Annotated in this window: 12 protein-coding genes; 5 read left to right on the top strand and 7 right to left on the bottom strand. The window is 70.0% G+C overall.

Going from position 1 to position 14,714, the window contains the following annotated elements:
• Positions 1 to 378 precede the first annotated feature (378 nt).
• A complete protein-coding gene (locus ACIA8K_RS21385; RefSeq protein WP_396062217.1) occupies positions 379 to 978 on the top strand; it encodes a regulatory protein RecX in 600 nt (199 codons plus the stop codon).
• Between the two features lie 584 nt (positions 979 to 1,562).
• Positions 1,563 to 3,347: a ribonuclease Y gene (rny, locus tag ACIA8K_RS21390; protein WP_396061824.1), complete on the top strand. Its 1,785-nt coding sequence runs from the start codon at positions 1,563 to 1,565 to the stop codon at positions 3,345 to 3,347.
• A gap of 323 nt (positions 3,348 to 3,670) precedes the next feature.
• Here the strand turns inward: rny and ACIA8K_RS21395 are convergent, their stop codons facing one another.
• From ACIA8K_RS21395 to ACIA8K_RS21410, 4 genes are all read right to left on the bottom strand, one after another.
• Complete coding sequence (locus tag ACIA8K_RS21395; protein ID WP_396061826.1) at positions 3,671 to 4,564, bottom strand: amino acid ABC transporter permease; 894 nt, start codon at positions 4,562 to 4,564, stop codon at positions 3,671 to 3,673.
• 1 nt (position 4,565) lies between these two features.
• Positions 4,566 to 5,240 carry an amino acid ABC transporter permease gene (locus ACIA8K_RS21400; protein WP_396061828.1) on the bottom strand — a complete coding sequence of 225 codons (675 nt, stop codon included), beginning with the start codon at positions 5,238 to 5,240 and terminating at the stop codon, positions 4,566 to 4,568.
• Between the two features lie 82 nt (positions 5,241 to 5,322).
• Positions 5,323 to 6,186, bottom strand: coding sequence for a glutamate ABC transporter substrate-binding protein (locus tag ACIA8K_RS21405; RefSeq protein WP_396061830.1), 864 nt, complete (start codon positions 6,184 to 6,186; stop codon positions 5,323 to 5,325).
• Positions 6,187 to 6,269: 83 nt separating this feature from the next.
• A complete protein-coding gene (locus ACIA8K_RS21410) occupies positions 6,270 to 7,016 on the bottom strand; it encodes an amino acid ABC transporter ATP-binding protein (RefSeq protein ID WP_396062219.1) in 747 nt (248 codons plus the stop codon).
• A gap of 230 nt (positions 7,017 to 7,246) precedes the next feature.
• Here ACIA8K_RS21410 and miaB point away from each other — a divergent pair, with 230 nt between their 5' ends.
• Complete coding sequence (gene miaB, locus ACIA8K_RS21415; RefSeq protein ID WP_396062221.1) at positions 7,247 to 8,758, top strand: tRNA (N6-isopentenyl adenosine(37)-C2)-methylthiotransferase MiaB; 1,512 nt, start codon at positions 7,247 to 7,249, stop codon at positions 8,756 to 8,758.
• Positions 8,759 to 8,802: 44 nt separating this feature from the next.
• Here the strand turns inward: miaB and ACIA8K_RS21420 are convergent, their stop codons facing one another.
• The 3 genes from ACIA8K_RS21420 to miaA form a co-directional block, all read right to left on the bottom strand.
• The gene (locus ACIA8K_RS21420; RefSeq protein WP_396061832.1) at positions 8,803 to 9,576 is read right to left on the bottom strand and encodes a glycerophosphodiester phosphodiesterase; all 774 of its coding nucleotides are present in this window, start codon (positions 9,574 to 9,576) and stop codon (positions 8,803 to 8,805) included.
• Between the two features lie 104 nt (positions 9,577 to 9,680).
• Positions 9,681 to 10,511 (bottom strand): diaminopimelate epimerase, encoded by an 831-nt coding sequence (dapF, locus tag ACIA8K_RS21425; protein ID WP_396061834.1) that lies wholly within the window; start codon positions 10,509 to 10,511, stop codon positions 9,681 to 9,683.
• Positions 10,512 to 10,518: 7 nt separating this feature from the next.
• Positions 10,519 to 11,472 (bottom strand): tRNA (adenosine(37)-N6)-dimethylallyltransferase MiaA, encoded by a 954-nt coding sequence (gene miaA / locus ACIA8K_RS21430; RefSeq protein ID WP_396061836.1) that lies wholly within the window; start codon positions 11,470 to 11,472, stop codon positions 10,519 to 10,521.
• A 209-nt stretch (positions 11,473 to 11,681) separates the two neighbouring features.
• On the opposite strand from miaA, the gene ACIA8K_RS21435 reads away from it, so the two are divergent.
• Together ACIA8K_RS21435 and ACIA8K_RS21440 are read left to right on the top strand one after the other, a co-directional pair.
• Complete coding sequence (locus tag ACIA8K_RS21435; protein WP_396061838.1) at positions 11,682 to 12,890, top strand: DUF349 domain-containing protein; 1,209 nt, start codon at positions 11,682 to 11,684, stop codon at positions 12,888 to 12,890.
• A 156-nt stretch (positions 12,891 to 13,046) separates the two neighbouring features.
• A complete protein-coding gene (locus ACIA8K_RS21440; RefSeq protein ID WP_396061840.1) occupies positions 13,047 to 14,666 on the top strand; it encodes a cellulase family glycosylhydrolase in 1,620 nt (539 codons plus the stop codon).
• Positions 14,667 to 14,714 lie beyond the last annotated feature (48 nt).

The following is a 14,714-nucleotide window of genomic DNA, read 5'->3' on the forward strand; positions in this document are numbered from 1 at the left end:
GGGCGGGGCTGGGATGCCGCACCGCCCCGGGCGCGACGCTCATCGTCCCGCGCACAGCCGGGCGAGGAGATCTACGAGGTCTTCGGGGCCTCCGGCTCTTCCGGAGTCGAGCCCGAGGCGGAGGCCGAACCCGAAGGCGAACCTGAAGCCGGTGTCGAAGGTGCGGCCGGAGCCGGGCGGTGGAAACGCGGCCGGGCTGAGGCCGGCCAGGGTGGCGTCGGCCGGGCTCACGGAGGCCGCGATGGTGCCGGCCTTGCTGATGCGGCCGGCCTTGAGGGCTTCGGCTCGGTCGAGGGATTCCTGGCCGGCGTCGGGGGCTTCGCTCCGGCACAGGGCTCCCCGGCACAGCGCTCTCCGGCACAGGGCTCCCCGGCCGGGATCGGCGAGCCCGAGGCGAAGCCCGCGCCCAAGCCGCGCGACGAAGCCGAGCTGGCCCGGGAGATCTGCCTGAGGCAGCTCTCCACCCGCCCACGCACCCGTGCTGAGCTGGCCACCGCGTTGACCAAGCGGGAGATCTCCGCCGAGGTGATCGAGTCCGTCCTCGCCCGCTACGACGAGGTCGGCATGATCGACGACGCGGCGTTCGCCCGGGAGTGGGTCGCCACCCGGCACCGCGGCCGCGGCCTGTCCCGCCGCGCGCTTGCCGACGAGTTGCGCCGCAAGGGCGTGGACAAGGAGACGGCCGGGGCCGCGCTCGACGAGCTGGACCCGGAGACCGAGGAGGCCACGGCCTACGCGCTCGCCGAGCGCAAGGTCCGGGTGGCCCGGGGCGAACCGGACGCGGTCTTCCGGCGCGTGGTGGGAATGCTGGCGCGCAAGGGTTACCCGGCCGGCATCGCGATCCGCGCGGTCAAGGCCGCGATGGAGGCCCAGGCGGCCGAGGCCGAAGAGTTGGACGGCGATTACGCGGAGGTCGTCGACCAGATCGACCCGGACGCGCTGGCCGATGCGGTCCGCGGGGATCCGGACGTGCTCTGAGCGAGGGTCGCGCGCAAGGCGGCCGTTCCGCCCCGCGGGAATGGTGACCGAGCCCCGATCCAGCTCGGCCGATTTGTCCATGATCGGCGGAAACCCCCGATGAGTGACGCTGCTGACCCGTGGTTAGTATGAGCTGGGTGTAAGCACACGTGTGCCGTGCGTCCCACCTGCTTCCGGATGAGGTCTCCTTGACCGAACGGCCCTCTGCGACCTAGCCTCGCGTACAAAGAGGATTGCCCGACCATGCAGGCTAAGCGCACAACATAGATCGCGTAACAACATGGCATCATTTGAGCTGCGTGTGCCGCCATGATGCCTTCCACCGCCGGCCCGGCCGTGCTGACGGTGGCACGACATACCGCGGCCTGCCGGAGCGTGCCCGAACGGGTACGGCCGGTGGGTCGTACCCACGGTCAAGCCGCCCCGGTCGGGCAAGTCCGTGAGCCGCAAGACGGCGCATGAGTCGCTGCAAAGAGCGTCCCATGCGGGCGACACGGTGGAGGGGAGGCGGCGGTGACGATCGAGACGCACACGGACGCGCACGCCGAAGAGGGCGCCGACGGGTCCGGAAAGCCGGTTCGACGATGACGGCACAGACCGTGGCGCTGATCAGCGTCGTGCTCGTGCTGGTGCTCGTACTGCTGGTGGCGGGTGGCCTCGCCTACGGTGTCCGAGTCCTGCGCCGTCTGCAACCGGTTACCCCAGCGGTCCCGGCCGGTGACGACCCCGAGTTCCTCGCGCAGAAGGACAAGCAGGAGCGCTCGCTCGCCAAGCTGCAGACCGCCGCCGCCGAGGCCACCTCCGCGGTCGAGGAGGCGAAGAACGAGACCGCCGCCGCGCGTACCGAATCAGCCGCCGCCCGTGCCGAGGCCGGCTCCGCCCGTGCCGAGGCGCGCCGCGTCCTGGACGCCGCGCACGCGGAGGCCGACACCATTCTGGACCGGGCGCACCGCCAGGCCGAGTCCGACGCCGAGCAGGTCCGCGCCGCGGCCCGGCGCAGCGGCGAGCGCGAGGTCGCGCTGCTCAACGCGACAGTCAAGGAACAGGGCGCCGAGGTCGAGCGACGTGCGGCCAGGATCGACGAGCGGGAGCGCCAGCACGCCGAGGAGCTGGACCGGCTGATCGAGCGTGAGCGTCGGCTGGCCGACCGGGAGAGCGATCTCAGCGCCCGGGAGGCGTCGCTCGCCGAGCGGGAGATCGCGGTCGCCGCGGCCGAGGAGGTGCAGCAGCGCGAGCTGGAGCGGATCGCCGGCATCACCGCTGACGCGGCCAAGACCGAGGTGGTGGAGAGCATCGAGGCGCAGGCGAAGCGCGAGGCCGCGATCCTGATCCGCGACATCGAGAGCGACGCCCGCAACACCGCCGAGGACCGCGCCCGCCACCTGGTAGTCGACGCGATCCAGCGGGTCGCGAGCGAGCAGACCGCGGAGAGCGTGGTAAGCGTGCTGCACCTGCCCAGCGACGAGATGAAGGGCCGGATCATCGGCCGCGAGGGCCGCAACATCCGCGCGTTCGAGTCGGTCACCGGTGTCAACCTGATCATCGACGACACCCCCGAGGCCGTGCTCCTCTCCTGCTTCGACCCGGTGCGCCGCGAGATCGGCCGCCTCACGCTCGACAAACTGGTCCTCGACGGGCGCATCCACCCGCACCGCATCGAGGAGGTCTTCGAGACCGCCAAGTCCGAGGTCGAGCGCCTCTGCCTGCGCGCGGCCGAGGACGCGCTTGTCGAGGTCGGCATCACCGACATCCACCCGGAGCTGGTCACCTACCTGGGCCGGCTGCGGTACCGGACCAGCTACGGGCAGAACGTGCTCAAGCACCTGGTCGAGACCGCGCACATCGCCGGCGTGATGGCAGCCGAACTGCGCCTGGACGTACCCACGATCAAGCGCTGCGCGTTCCTGCACGACATCGGCAAGGCGCTCACCCACGAGGTCGAGGGCAGTCACGCGCTGATCGGCGCGGACCTGGCCCGCAAGTACGGCGAGTCCGAGGACGTGGTGCACGCGATCGAGGCGCACCACAACGAGGTCGCGCCGCAGACCATCGAGGCGGTCCTCACCCAGGCCTCGGACGCCTGCTCCGGCGGCCGTCCCGGCGCCCGGCGGGAGAGCCTTGAGGCCTACGTCAAGCGCCTCGAACGCATCGAGGAGATCGCCGGTGGGAAATCCGGCGTCGACAAGGTCTTCGCGATGCAGGCCGGCCGCGAGATCCGGGTCATGGTCCGCCCGGAGGACGTCGACGACATCTCCGCGGCGGTGCTGGCCCGCGACGTGGCCAAGCAGATCGAGGAGGAGCTGACCTACCCGGGCCAGATCCGCGTCACCGTCGTCCGCGAGTCCCGCGTCACCGAGATCGCCCGCTAAGACCTTGATTTTCCCACGCCCGCGGGGGTCCGGCCCGTTTGCTCCCGCGGGCTTCCAGCCCGCGGGCGGCCGGGCTCAGACCACAGAACCAGGCCTCCCGGGCGGACTCGCACGCCGAAGAGCTGACGGCAGGCCACCGGCGCACGATGCCGTCGCGGAGCTCGGCTGGCTCCGTGCTGGTGGGGTGGTGCCGGGCAGGGATGTTGGTAGGCGCGGGAGGTCGGCGATTGCCGGGTCGGGCCGTCCTCGGATTCCCGGACGTTGTGTGGAGCACCAGAAAGGGGCGCCCCGAGGGGCGCCCCTTTCTGGTGATGTGCTGCGGTTCAGACGCTGGTGCCGGCCGGAACTGTCGGCTGCTCCAGCGCGGCCCTGATCGGGTTGGCCGCGCCGCGAGGGACGCGGATTCCGCGTCGGCTGGTGCGCCGGTCAATGTAGTTTGCAAGCGCCGTGAGCAGTGAGTTGACCACGATGTAGATCGCGGCGACCACGATGGCGGCGGCGACCACGTTCGCCCGGTTGGCACCGAGGTCGTTGACGCCGCGCTGCATGAGCTCGGGGAACGCCACGATGTAGCCGAGCGCGGTGTCCTTCACCAGGACGACAAGCTGGCTGACGATTACCGGGAGCATGGCGCGGGCGGCCTGCGGGATCAGGATGTGCCGCATGACCTGGTTCTTGCGCATGCCGATGCCGAACGCGGCCTCGCCCTGACCACGCGGCACCGAGTTGACGCCGGCGCGGAACGCCTCGGCCAGCACGGAGCCGTTGTAGAGCGTGAGGCCGATGACGACCGCCCAGAACGCGGTGATCGGCACGCCGCCGTTGACGTACGGCAGGCCGTAGAAGATGAAGAAGATCATCAGCAGCAGCGGCACGGACCGGAAGAACTCCACCACCGCGCCGGCCGGAATCCGCACCCACACGTGGTCGGAGAGCCTGCCCACCGCGAACAGCATGCCGAACGTCAGCGACAGCACCATTGCGACAAGCGCGGCGCTGAGCGTCTGGACCAGGCCGGGAATGATGAAGTTGACCCAGGTGTTCGACTCCAGGAACGGCTTCCAGAGCGCGGGCGCCCACTGGCCCTTCTCGTCGAACTTGAGGTAGATCCAGTAGAACAGCGCGAGCAGCCCGATACCGAAGATGACGGTGAGGATCCGGTTGCGGACCAGGGCGCGAGGGCCGGGGTGGTCGTAGAGGACCGCGTTGGTGCTCATGTCAGCGCTTCACCGCCAGTCGGTTCGCCATCCAGCCGAAGAGGTAGCCGGTGGGGATGAGAGCCGCCGCGAACGTGCCGGCGAAGAGGAAGAAGATCAGGATGGTCTGGCTGCCGTAGTCGTTGATCAGCGACTTCATCGCGTTCGACGACTCCGCGAGGCCGATCGTGCCGACGATCGTCGAGTTCTTCGCCAGTGCGATGAAGACGCTGCCGAGCGGCGCGATCACCGCGCGGGCCGCCTGCGGCAGGATGATCATGCGGAGGACCTGGAAGAACGACAGCCCCAGCGCACGTGCTGCCTCGGCCTGGCCCGCGGACACCGTGTTGATGCCGGAGCGGATCGCCTCGCAGACGAACGCTCCGGTGTAGACGGAGAGTCCGATGACGCCCAGCCAGAAGTTGTTCAACGCGATGTCTTCGACGATCTCCAGGCCGAGCGTGGAGTACAGGCCGAAGTAGCAGAAGAAGATGATCAGTGTCAGCGGGGTGTTCCGGAACGTGTTCACCCAGGCGGCACCGAAGCCGCGCAGGACCGGAACGGGGGAGACCCGGAATCCGGCCAGGATCACGCCGAGCACGAGCGCACCGAGCGCACCCGCGCCGGTCAGGCGGAGGATCCAGCTGAAGCCGGTGAGATAGAGATCCAGGTTGTCGGGATCGCTCAGGAGATCCATGTATCGCTTCCTAGCCGGGTACGACGCAGGGCCGGCCAGGAAGAAGGGCCGGCCCCGCGGGGTGACGAATGGGGGAGAGAGATCAGGCGGGGCAGTTGGCCAGGTCGGCGGCCGTCGGGCCGGCGGGCGCCGGGGTGCCGCCCTTGCCGAGCGTGGAGTCCCAGGCGGCCTTGTAGGTGCCGTCCGCGACCGCAGCCACGAGGATCTCGTTGATCTTCTTGCAGCCGGCGGTGTCGGTCTTCTTCAGGCCGATGCCGTACGGCTCCTTGCTGAACGGCTTGCCGACGACCTTGAACTTGCCGGCGTACTCGGCCTGCGCCGCGTACCCCGCCAGGATGATGTCGTCAGTGGTCACCGCGTCCACCTGGCCGGTGCCGAGCGCCTGCACGCACTTGGAGTACGAGTCGAACTCCTGCAGGCCGATCTTCGGGTACTCCTCCTTGATCCGCTTCGCCGGGGTGGAACCCGCGACGGAACAGACCTTCTTGCCGTCCAGGTCGGCCGGGCCGGTGATCGTGGAGGCGGTCGCGACAAGCAGGTCCTGGCCGGCGACGTAGTACGGACCGCCGAACGCGACCTTCTTCTTCCGGTCGTCGTTGATCGTGTAGGTGGCGATCACGAGGTCGACCTGGCCCTGCTCGATGAACGGCTCACGGTTGGCCGACACGGTGGTCTTCCACTCGACCTTCGCCGGGTCCAGGCCGAGGCCCTTCGCCACGATCTTGCCGACCTCGATGTCGAAGCCCTCGTACGTGGTACCCGTCTGCAGGCCCAGGCCCGGCTGGTCGGACTTGACGCCGATGACCAGCTTGCCGGAGGCCGCCTTGCCGACGATGCCGTCAGCGGAGCCGCCGCCACCGGCGTTGTCGCTGCCGTCGCCGCACGCAGCGGCGGACATCGCGAGGACCGCCGCAGTGGCGATCGCCGCCATGCGCGAAATACGCATTCTTGTTCTCCTTCTAAGGTCGCGGACTGCCGTGAAGGCGACAACTCCGCAATGTGACGTTCAGATGAGGTGGGCGTGCAGGATCAGTGGGTGAGGATCTTCGACAGGAAGTCCTTGGCCCGGTCGCTCTGCGGGTTGGCGAAGAACTCCGCCGGTGCCGCCTGCTCGACCAGCTGGCCGTCGGCCATGAACACGACACGCTTCGCCGCGTGACGGGCGAAACCCATCTCGTGCGTGACCACGACCATGGTCATGCCCTCGGCGGCGAGCGACGTCATCACGTCGAGCACCTCGCCGACCATCTCCGGGTCGAGCGCGCTTGTCGGCTCGTCGAAGAGCATCGCCTTCGGGCGCATGGCCAGTGCCCTGGCGATCGCGGCCCGCTGCTGCTGCCCACCGGAGAGCATCGCGGGGTACTTGTCGGCCTGGTTCGCGATGCCGACGCGGTCGAGCAGCGCCATCGCGCTCTCCTTGGCCGCCGCCGGCTTCTCCTTGCGGACCTTGATCGGCCCGAGGGTCACGTTCTCCAGGATCGTCTTGTGGGCGAAGAGGTTGAACGACTGGAACACCATGCCCACATCGCTGCGGAGACGGGCCAGGGCCTTACCCTCCGCCGGGAGCGGCTGTCCGTCGAACGTGATGGTGCCTCCGTTGATCGGCTCCAGCCGGTTGATCGACCGGCACAGCGTCGACTTCCCGGAGCCCGACGGGCCGATGACCACGACAACCTCGCCGCGGTCGATCGAGAGGCTGACGTCCTGCAACACGTGCAAGGGCCCGTAGTGCTTGTTCACCCGGTCCAGCACGATGAGCGGCTCGCCCTCTGACACGCTTGTCACCGTCTTCCTCGTACCCTCAGATTTGCGTGGCTTGTCTGCCACGCCATGTCTTGTGCGCCAAACTGTAAGGGTGCCCTTGTGTCGGGAAGCACCCTTGTTGGTCACGGAGAGGCAACACTTGACCCCGGTCCCCCGAAGGCGGCACCGATGGTAACCGTCCGGTGCACGCATCGAGGCCGGACCGGATTCACCTGTCGGCGGGCGCGCCGGATACGCTGGTCATCGCCATGACTACCGCAGCGATTCCCGCGCCGTCCGAGGCCCGCACGTACGAGGTGCGCACCTACGGCTGCCAGATGAACGTGCATGATTCCGAGCGCATATCCGGCCTGCTCGAAGCGGCCGGTTACGTGCGCGCGCCGCAGGACGGCGACCCCGACGTGGTCGTCTTCAACACCTGCGCCGTCCGGGAGAATGCCGACAACCGCCTCTACGGCAACCTCGGCCACCTGCGCCCGGTGAAGGACTCACACCCGGGCATGCAGATCGCGGTCGGCGGCTGCCTCGCCCAGAAGGACCGCGGTGACATCGTCGCCAAGGCGCCCTGGGTCGACGTCGTCTTCGGTACGCACAACATCGGCTCGCTTCCGGCGCTGCTGGAACGCGCCCGCCACAACGCGGACGCCGAGGTCGAGATCCTGGAGTCGCTCGAGGTCTTCCCCTCCACGCTTCCGACGCGCCGCGAGTCGACCTACGCCGGCTGGGTGTCTGTCTCGGTGGGCTGCAACAACACCTGCACGTTCTGCATCGTGCCGTCGCTGCGCGGCAAGGAGAAGGACCGCCGCCCCGGCGACGTGCTGGCCGAGGTGCGCGCGCTTGTCGCCGAGGGCGTGCTCGAGGTGACCCTGCTCGGGCAGAACGTCAACTCCTACGGCGTCGAGTTCGGCGACCGGTTCGCGTTCGGCAAGCTGCTGCGCGCCACCGGCGAGATCGAGGGCCTGGAGCGGATCCGTTTCACCAGCCCGCACCCGAAGGACTTCACCGACGATGTGATCGCCGCGATGGCCGAGACGCCGTCCGTCTGCCACCAGCTGCACATGCCACTGCAGTCCGGCTCGGACACCATGCTCAAGGCGATGCGCCGGTCGTACCGGCAGGACCGCTACCTCGGCATCATCGAGAAGGTGCGCGCCGCCATGCCGGACGCCGCGATCACCACTGACATCATCGTCGGCTTCCCCGGCGAGACCGAGGCCGACTTCCAGGCCACGCTCGACGTGGTCCGTGAGGCCCGGTTCGCCAACGCGTTCACGTTTCAGTACTCGAAGCGTCCCGGCACCCCGGCCGCCACCATGGACGGCCAGATCCCGAAGGACGTGGTCAAGGACCGCTACGGACGCCTGATGGAGGTCGTCGAAGAGGTCACCTGGGCGGAGAACCGCACGCTCGTCGGCCGCGAGGTCGAGTTGCTCGTGGCGGTCGGCGAGGGCCGCAAGGACGAGCGCACCGGCAGGATGACCGGCCGGGCCCGGGACGGCCGGTTGGTGCACTTCAACACCGGTGACCTGGCCGGTGTGATCCGGCCCGGCGACATCGTGCACACCGAGATCACCTACGCCGCCCCGCACCACCTGAACGCGGACGGCGCGCCGCTGGCCCACCGCACCACCCGCGCGGGCGACGCCTGGGCAGCGGGCCGTACCGCACGCACACCCGGCGTCAACCTCGGCCTGCCGACGATCGGTGTCCCGGCGCCGCTGCCGGTCCAGGCCGCGGCCTGCCAGACCAATTGAATCCCGAGGCGTGATCCGGGCTCGCACGAACAAAGACCGATGGGCTAGCGGGCCGGCGTCGGCGCTGCCGTTCGATGCGTTGCCGCCGCGCCCTGCCAGGCGAGCAGCTCGGCCGGGCGGTTGGTGATGATGGCGCTGACCCCCAGGCCGGTCAGCGCCGACCACTGCCGCACGTCGTCGGTGGTCCAGACCATGACGAGCAGGCCGGCGGCGCGCAGGTCCGCGGCGGCCTCCGGCGCGGCCAGCAGCGCGTCGACGCCCGGGTTGTAGGCGGTGCAGCCGAGCGCGCGGGCCGCCGCGACCGGGTCCTGGTCCAGCTCCTCGCGGAGCAGGCCGAGGCGGAGCGCGGCCGGGGCCAGGTCGCGGGCGTCGCGGAGCACCGTCTCGTCGAAGCTCTGCAGCAGTACGCGGCCGGTCAGGTCACGGGAGACGATCTCGTCGATGATCGCGGCGGTGCGGTCGCGGGGCAGGAACGGCTTGACCTCCAGCAGCAGTCCGATCCGCTCGTCGGCGATCAGGTCGAGCACCTGTGCCAGCGTCGGGACCGGCTCGCCGCGGAACTCCGGCGAGTGCCAGGTGCCGGCGTCAAGCGCGGCCAGCTCGGCGGCGGTGTGCGCGGCGACGTGGCCGGTGCCGTTCGTGGTGCGCTCAAGCGTGTAGTCGTGGATGACCACCGGCACGCCGTCCGCGCTGGCGTGCACGTCGATCTCCAGGTAGGCAGCCTGGGCGTGCACGCCCGCGCGCAGCGCCGCAATCGTGTTCTCCGGCGCGATCGCCGAGTAGCCGCGGTGGGCGACGATGAGAGGCCTGGTCTCCACGCCGCGGACGCTAACATGCAGGTCAGGGCGGTTTAAAGCACCGAGCCGGACGTTAACCCGCGCGTCGCCGGATCCTCACACAGGAGACCGGCGCCGGCCTCGGTTCACGCTCGCAGCGTGGTCTCGCCGCTGGCGACCAGGACCGCCGGGCCGGCGAGCGTCCACCCGGAGTCGCCGCGCGTGGCGACGAGCCGGCCGCCGGGCAGGTCGACCGCGACCGCGCCGGTGGTGAGGCCCGCATCGTGAAGCGTGACGGCCGCGACCGCGAGCGCGCCGGACCCGCAGGCGAGCGTCTCACCGGAGCCACGCTCGTGGACCCGCATGCGCACGTGTGCGTCGAAGCCGTCCAGCGGCCCGAGCGGCGTCACGAACTCCACGTTCACACCGGCCGGGAAGACCGCCGGGTCGAAGCCTGGCTCGCGGGTCAGGTCCAGGCCGTCCAGGTCGACGCCCTCCGGGAGCACGCCGACCAGGTGCGGGTTGCCGACGTCGACAGCGGTGCCGGGGATCGCGAGCGGCGAGATCGTTGCGGTGCTTGCGACGCCGAGCCGGGGCGCGGGCATGTCCACCGCGATGACGTCGCCGTCGATCACGGCCCGGACCAGGCCGGCCCGGGTGAGGATCGGGAACGAGTCGCCGTCCACCAGACCGGCCGCGGCCAGGTAGCGGGCGAAGACGCGGACGCCGTTGCCGCACATCTCCGCGATCGTGCCGTCCGCGTTCCAGTAGTCCATGAACCACTCGGCCTCGGCTGCCCCGTCGGCCGCCTCGGGATGCTTGGCGCTTCGCACCACCCGGAGCACGCCGTCCGCACCGATCCCCCGATGACGGTCGCAGAGCGCGGCGACAAGCGCCGGCGTCAGCGCGAGCCCGCCGTCCGGGTCCTCGAGGATGACGAAGTCGTTGCCGGCGCCGTGGCCCTTGGTGAACTGCACCTGACCATCATTCCGCACCGACCGGGAGATCGACCAACCGCAGCGCCGACCCGACCAGGTCCTCGTCGCCGCCGTCCAGCCAGTGCACCGAGGCGTCCCGGCGGAACCAGGACCGCTGGCGCCGGACGAAACGGCGGGTCGCCGCAGTGGTCCGCTCCCGGGCGACGGCCTCGGTGCAGACGCCGTCCAGCTGGTCGATCGCCTGCTGGTAGCCGAGCGCGCGCCCGGCGGTCCGGCCGTCGCGGAGGCCGAGTGGGAGCAGCCCGGCGACCTCATCGACCAGGCCCTGCTGCCACATCAGGTCCACCCGGCGGGCGATGCGGGCATCGAGTGCGGCGGTCTCCCTGTCGATGCCGATGCTCACGCTGTCGTAGAACGGCCGGGGCGTGGACGGCAGCGACGCGGTGAACGGCTGTCCGGTCAGCTCGATCACCTCAAGCGCCCGGACTATCCGCCGGCCGTTGCTGGGCAGGATCGCCTCCGCCGCGGCCGGGTCGAGCCCGCGGAGTCGCTCGTGCAGCGCGGCCGGACCCGCCACGGCCAGCTCGGACTCCAGCGAGGCGCGCAACTCCGGCGACGTACCCGGGAAGGAGAGGTCGGTGAGAACCGCCTGCACGTAGAGGCCGGAGCCGCCGACCAGCAGCGGCACCCGCCCGCGGGCCACCACGTCGTCGATCGCGGCGCGGGCCAGCACCTGATATTCGGCGACCGCGGCAGGCTCGCTCACGTCCCAGACGTCAAGCAGGTGGTGCGGCACACCACGCCGCTCGGCGGCCGGCAGCTTGGCGGTGCCGATGTCCATGCCTCGATACAACTGCATGGAGTCGGCGTTGACGACCTCGCCGCCGAGCGCCTCGGCGAGCGCGATGCTCAAATCCGACTTTCCGGCCGCGGTCGGGCCGATGACGGCCACGACGCGACCCGAACGGGGGAAGACCCTGGATGCGGGGGGTGACGACACGCGACCTACGGTAACTGCACGGGCGTGTGGAACCGCCACACGGCCGACCTAGAACACCGTATGGTCACGGTCGTCAACAGGCACTCGACGGACACGGGGGAGTACCTGTGACAATGCCGGGAGAAGTTCTTAGGAAACCTACTGCGCGGTGGCGGCGGCCGGAGGAAAACGTACTTTCCCCGGACGCCGGGAAGAACGAGGATGGGCAGATGAGCGACTGGACCGCCTACGGTCGGGTGGACGCCGACGGCACGGTCTACTGCAAGACCGCCGACGGCGAGCGCGTGGTCGGATCCTGGCAGGCGGGAACGCCCGAGGAGGGCCTCGCCCACTTCGCGCGCCGCTTTGCGGACAAGGTGACCGAGGTCGACCTCATCGAGGCGCGGCTGAAGTCCGGCGCGGCCGATGCGGCAGCCTCCCTGACCAGCGTCAAGAGGCTTCGGGCCGAGCTGTCCGACGCCCACGTGGTCGGCGACGTGGACGGCCTCGCCGCCCGCCTCGACCGGCTTACCACGCTGGCCGAGGAGAGCGCGACCGCGGCGAAGGCCGCGAAGGAGACCGCCCGCACCGAGGCGCAGGCCCGCAAGGTCGCGCTCGTCGAGGAGGCGGAGAAGATCGCCGCCGAGTCGACCGGGTGGAAGGCCGCGGGCGACCGCCTCAAGGAGATCCTCGACGAGTGGAAGACCATTCGCGGGATCGACAAGAAGACGGACGGCGAGCTGTGGAAGCGGTTCGCGGCCGCCCGCGACGGGTTCACCAGGCGCCGGGGCGCACATTTCGCCACCCTCGACGGCCAGCGCAAGCAGGCCCAGGGTGCGAAGGAAGACCTGGTCAAGGAGGCGGAGTCGCTCTCCGCGTCCGAGGACTGGGCCGACACGGCCGCCCGGCTGAAGGACCTGATGACCCAGTGGAAGGCCGCGCCCCGCGCCTCGAAGGAGGCGGAGCAGAAGCTCTGGGACCGGTTCCGGGCCGCGCAGGACGCGTTCTTCGCCCGCCGGAGCGAGGTCTTCTCCGCCCGTGACGCCGAGCTCAAGGGCAACCTGGAGCTCAAGCAGGCGCTGCTTGCCGAGGCCGAGAGCGTCGACGTCGACGCCGACCCGAAGGGCGCGCAGAACAAGCTGCGCGAGATCCAGGGTCAGTGGCACGACATCGGCCGCGTCCCCCGGGAGAACATGGCGAGTCTCGACCGCCGCATGCGCGCGATCGAGGACAAGCTCCGCCAGGCGATGGACTCCGCGTGGCGCCGCACCGAGCCGTCGGCCAACCCGCTGCTCGCCCAGATGCGGGAGCAGGTCGCCGAGGCCGAGCAGCGCCTGGAGCGGGCCAGGGCCGCCGGCGACGCCAAGCGCGTCCGCGAGGCGGAGAAGGCGCTCGAGGGCAAGCAGCAGTTCCTCAAGCTCGCCGAGCAGGCCGGCTGACAGCACGAACAAAATCCTGCGAGGGTACGCCGTGCGCGTACCCTCGCAGGATTTTTTTGTCTGTTTGATTTTGTGTGGGTCTTCGATGAGAATCGATCTCGGAGCCGAGGGCAGCCCCGTTGATTCCGGGCATCCTCATGAATGGAGCTCCTGCACATGTCACGCAGACGGTTCACCGCGCTCGGCGCGGCCGTCCTCACCGCCGCCGGGCTGCTCGTCGCCCTGGTCAACGCGCCCACCGCGAGCGCGGCCGCCGGCGGCACCGGCACCGGCTATCTCCACACCAGCGGCAACCAGATCGTCGACGCGACCGGCGCCACGGTGCGGATCACCGGCATCAACTGGTTCGGGATGGAGACGGACAACAAGACGTTCCACGGGCTGTGGTCGAACAATCCATGGAAGAGCCAGGTCGACACGATGGCCCGGCTCGGCTACAACACGCTGCGCATTCCCTTCTCCAACGATGCGCTCAAGGCGGGCGCGACCGCGAGCGGCGTGAACGACTTCGTCAACCCCGACCTGGTCGGGCTGAGCCCGCTGCAGATCCTGGACAAGGTGATCCAGTACTCCGGGTCCAAGGGCATGCGCGTGATCCTGGACCGGCACCGGCCGACCGCGGCCGGCCAGTCACCGCTCTGGTACACGCCCACCGTCTCCGAGCAGACCTGGATCGACGACTGGCTGATGCTTGCCCGCCGCTACGCCGGGAACACCACGGTGATCGGCGCTGACCTGCACAACGAGCCGCACGCCGAGGGTACGAACCCGAACGCCACAGGCGCCTGCTGGGGCTGCGGCGACACCACCCGCGACTGGCGGCTGGCGGCCGAGCGGGCCGGCAACGCGATCCTCGCGGTGCAGCCCAACTGGTTGATCTTCGTGGAGGGCGTCTCCTGCCCGAGCGGCGGCCTGTCCGACGTCTGGGACGGCGATCCCACAAACGACGAGGACTGCGGCTGGTGGGGCGGCAACCTGTCGAAGGCCGGCGTGTTCCCGGTGCGGCTGAGCGTGGCGAACCGGCTGGTCTACTCCCCGCACGAGTACGCGACGTCGGTCTACCACCAGAAATGGTTCGACGACCCGTCCTACCCGGCGAACATGCCGGCGATCTGGGACCACTACTTCGGCTACCTCTACAAGCAGAACATCGCACCGATCATGATGGGCGAGTTCGGCACCACGCTCGCGAACGACATCGACCGGGTGTGGTTGCAGTCGCTGATGGCCTACACCGGCACCGGCGTGACAGGCATGTCGTTCACGTACTGGTCGTGGAACCCGAACTCGGGCGACACCGGCGGCATCGCGAACGACGACTGGACCACGATCAACGCGCCGAAGCAGGCGATCCTGTCGCCCTATCTGATCGCACCGGTGGGCGGCGGCACCTCGACGCCCACCCCGACCGGCACCTCCTCACCCACCCCGACCGGCGGCACCTCCTCGCCTCTGCCGGCCACAGGCGCCTGTGCGGTCACGTACACGCAGGACAACGCGTGGCAGGGCGGCTTCCAGGGCACGCTCACGGTACGTAACACCGGAACGTCCGCGGTCAACCCGTGGCGTGCCACCTGGACCTGGCCGGCCGGCGTCACAGTCGCCAGCGCCTGGAACGCCACAGTCACCCAGTCCGGCACCACCGTCACGGCCGCCGGCCCGGCCTGGAGCCCGTCGCTGGCCTCGGGCGCGTCGGTCGCCATCGGCTTCACCGCAAACGGCACCTCCGCCGTACCGGCCTCGGTCGCGCTCAACGGCGCGTCCTGCACCGGCTGAGTCAACCCGGCCCGGGAGAGGCGAGCGCGCTCTCTCCCGGGCCTGCGG

The sequence above is a fragment of the Catenuloplanes sp. NPDC051500 genome, from assembly GCF_044454585.1.
Classification (GTDB): Bacteria; Actinomycetota; Actinomycetes; order Mycobacteriales; family Micromonosporaceae; genus Catenuloplanes.

Coding starts and splice junctions, on each gene's coding strand:
- rny (WP_396061824.1), top strand. CDS start 1,563: ATGACGGCACAGACCGTGGCGCTGATCAGCGTCGTGCTCGTGCTGGTG.
- ACIA8K_RS21395 (WP_396061826.1), bottom strand. CDS start 4,564: ATGAGCACCAACGCGGTCCTCTACGACCACCCCGGCCCTCGCGCCCTG.
- ACIA8K_RS21400 (WP_396061828.1), bottom strand. CDS start 5,240: ATGGATCTCCTGAGCGATCCCGACAACCTGGATCTCTATCTCACCGGC.
- ACIA8K_RS21405 (WP_396061830.1), bottom strand. CDS start 6,186: ATGCGTATTTCGCGCATGGCGGCGATCGCCACTGCGGCGGTCCTCGCG.
- ACIA8K_RS21435 (WP_396061838.1), top strand. CDS start 11,682: ATGAGCGACTGGACCGCCTACGGTCGGGTGGACGCCGACGGCACGGTC.
- ACIA8K_RS21440 (WP_396061840.1), top strand. CDS start 13,047: ATGTCACGCAGACGGTTCACCGCGCTCGGCGCGGCCGTCCTCACCGCC.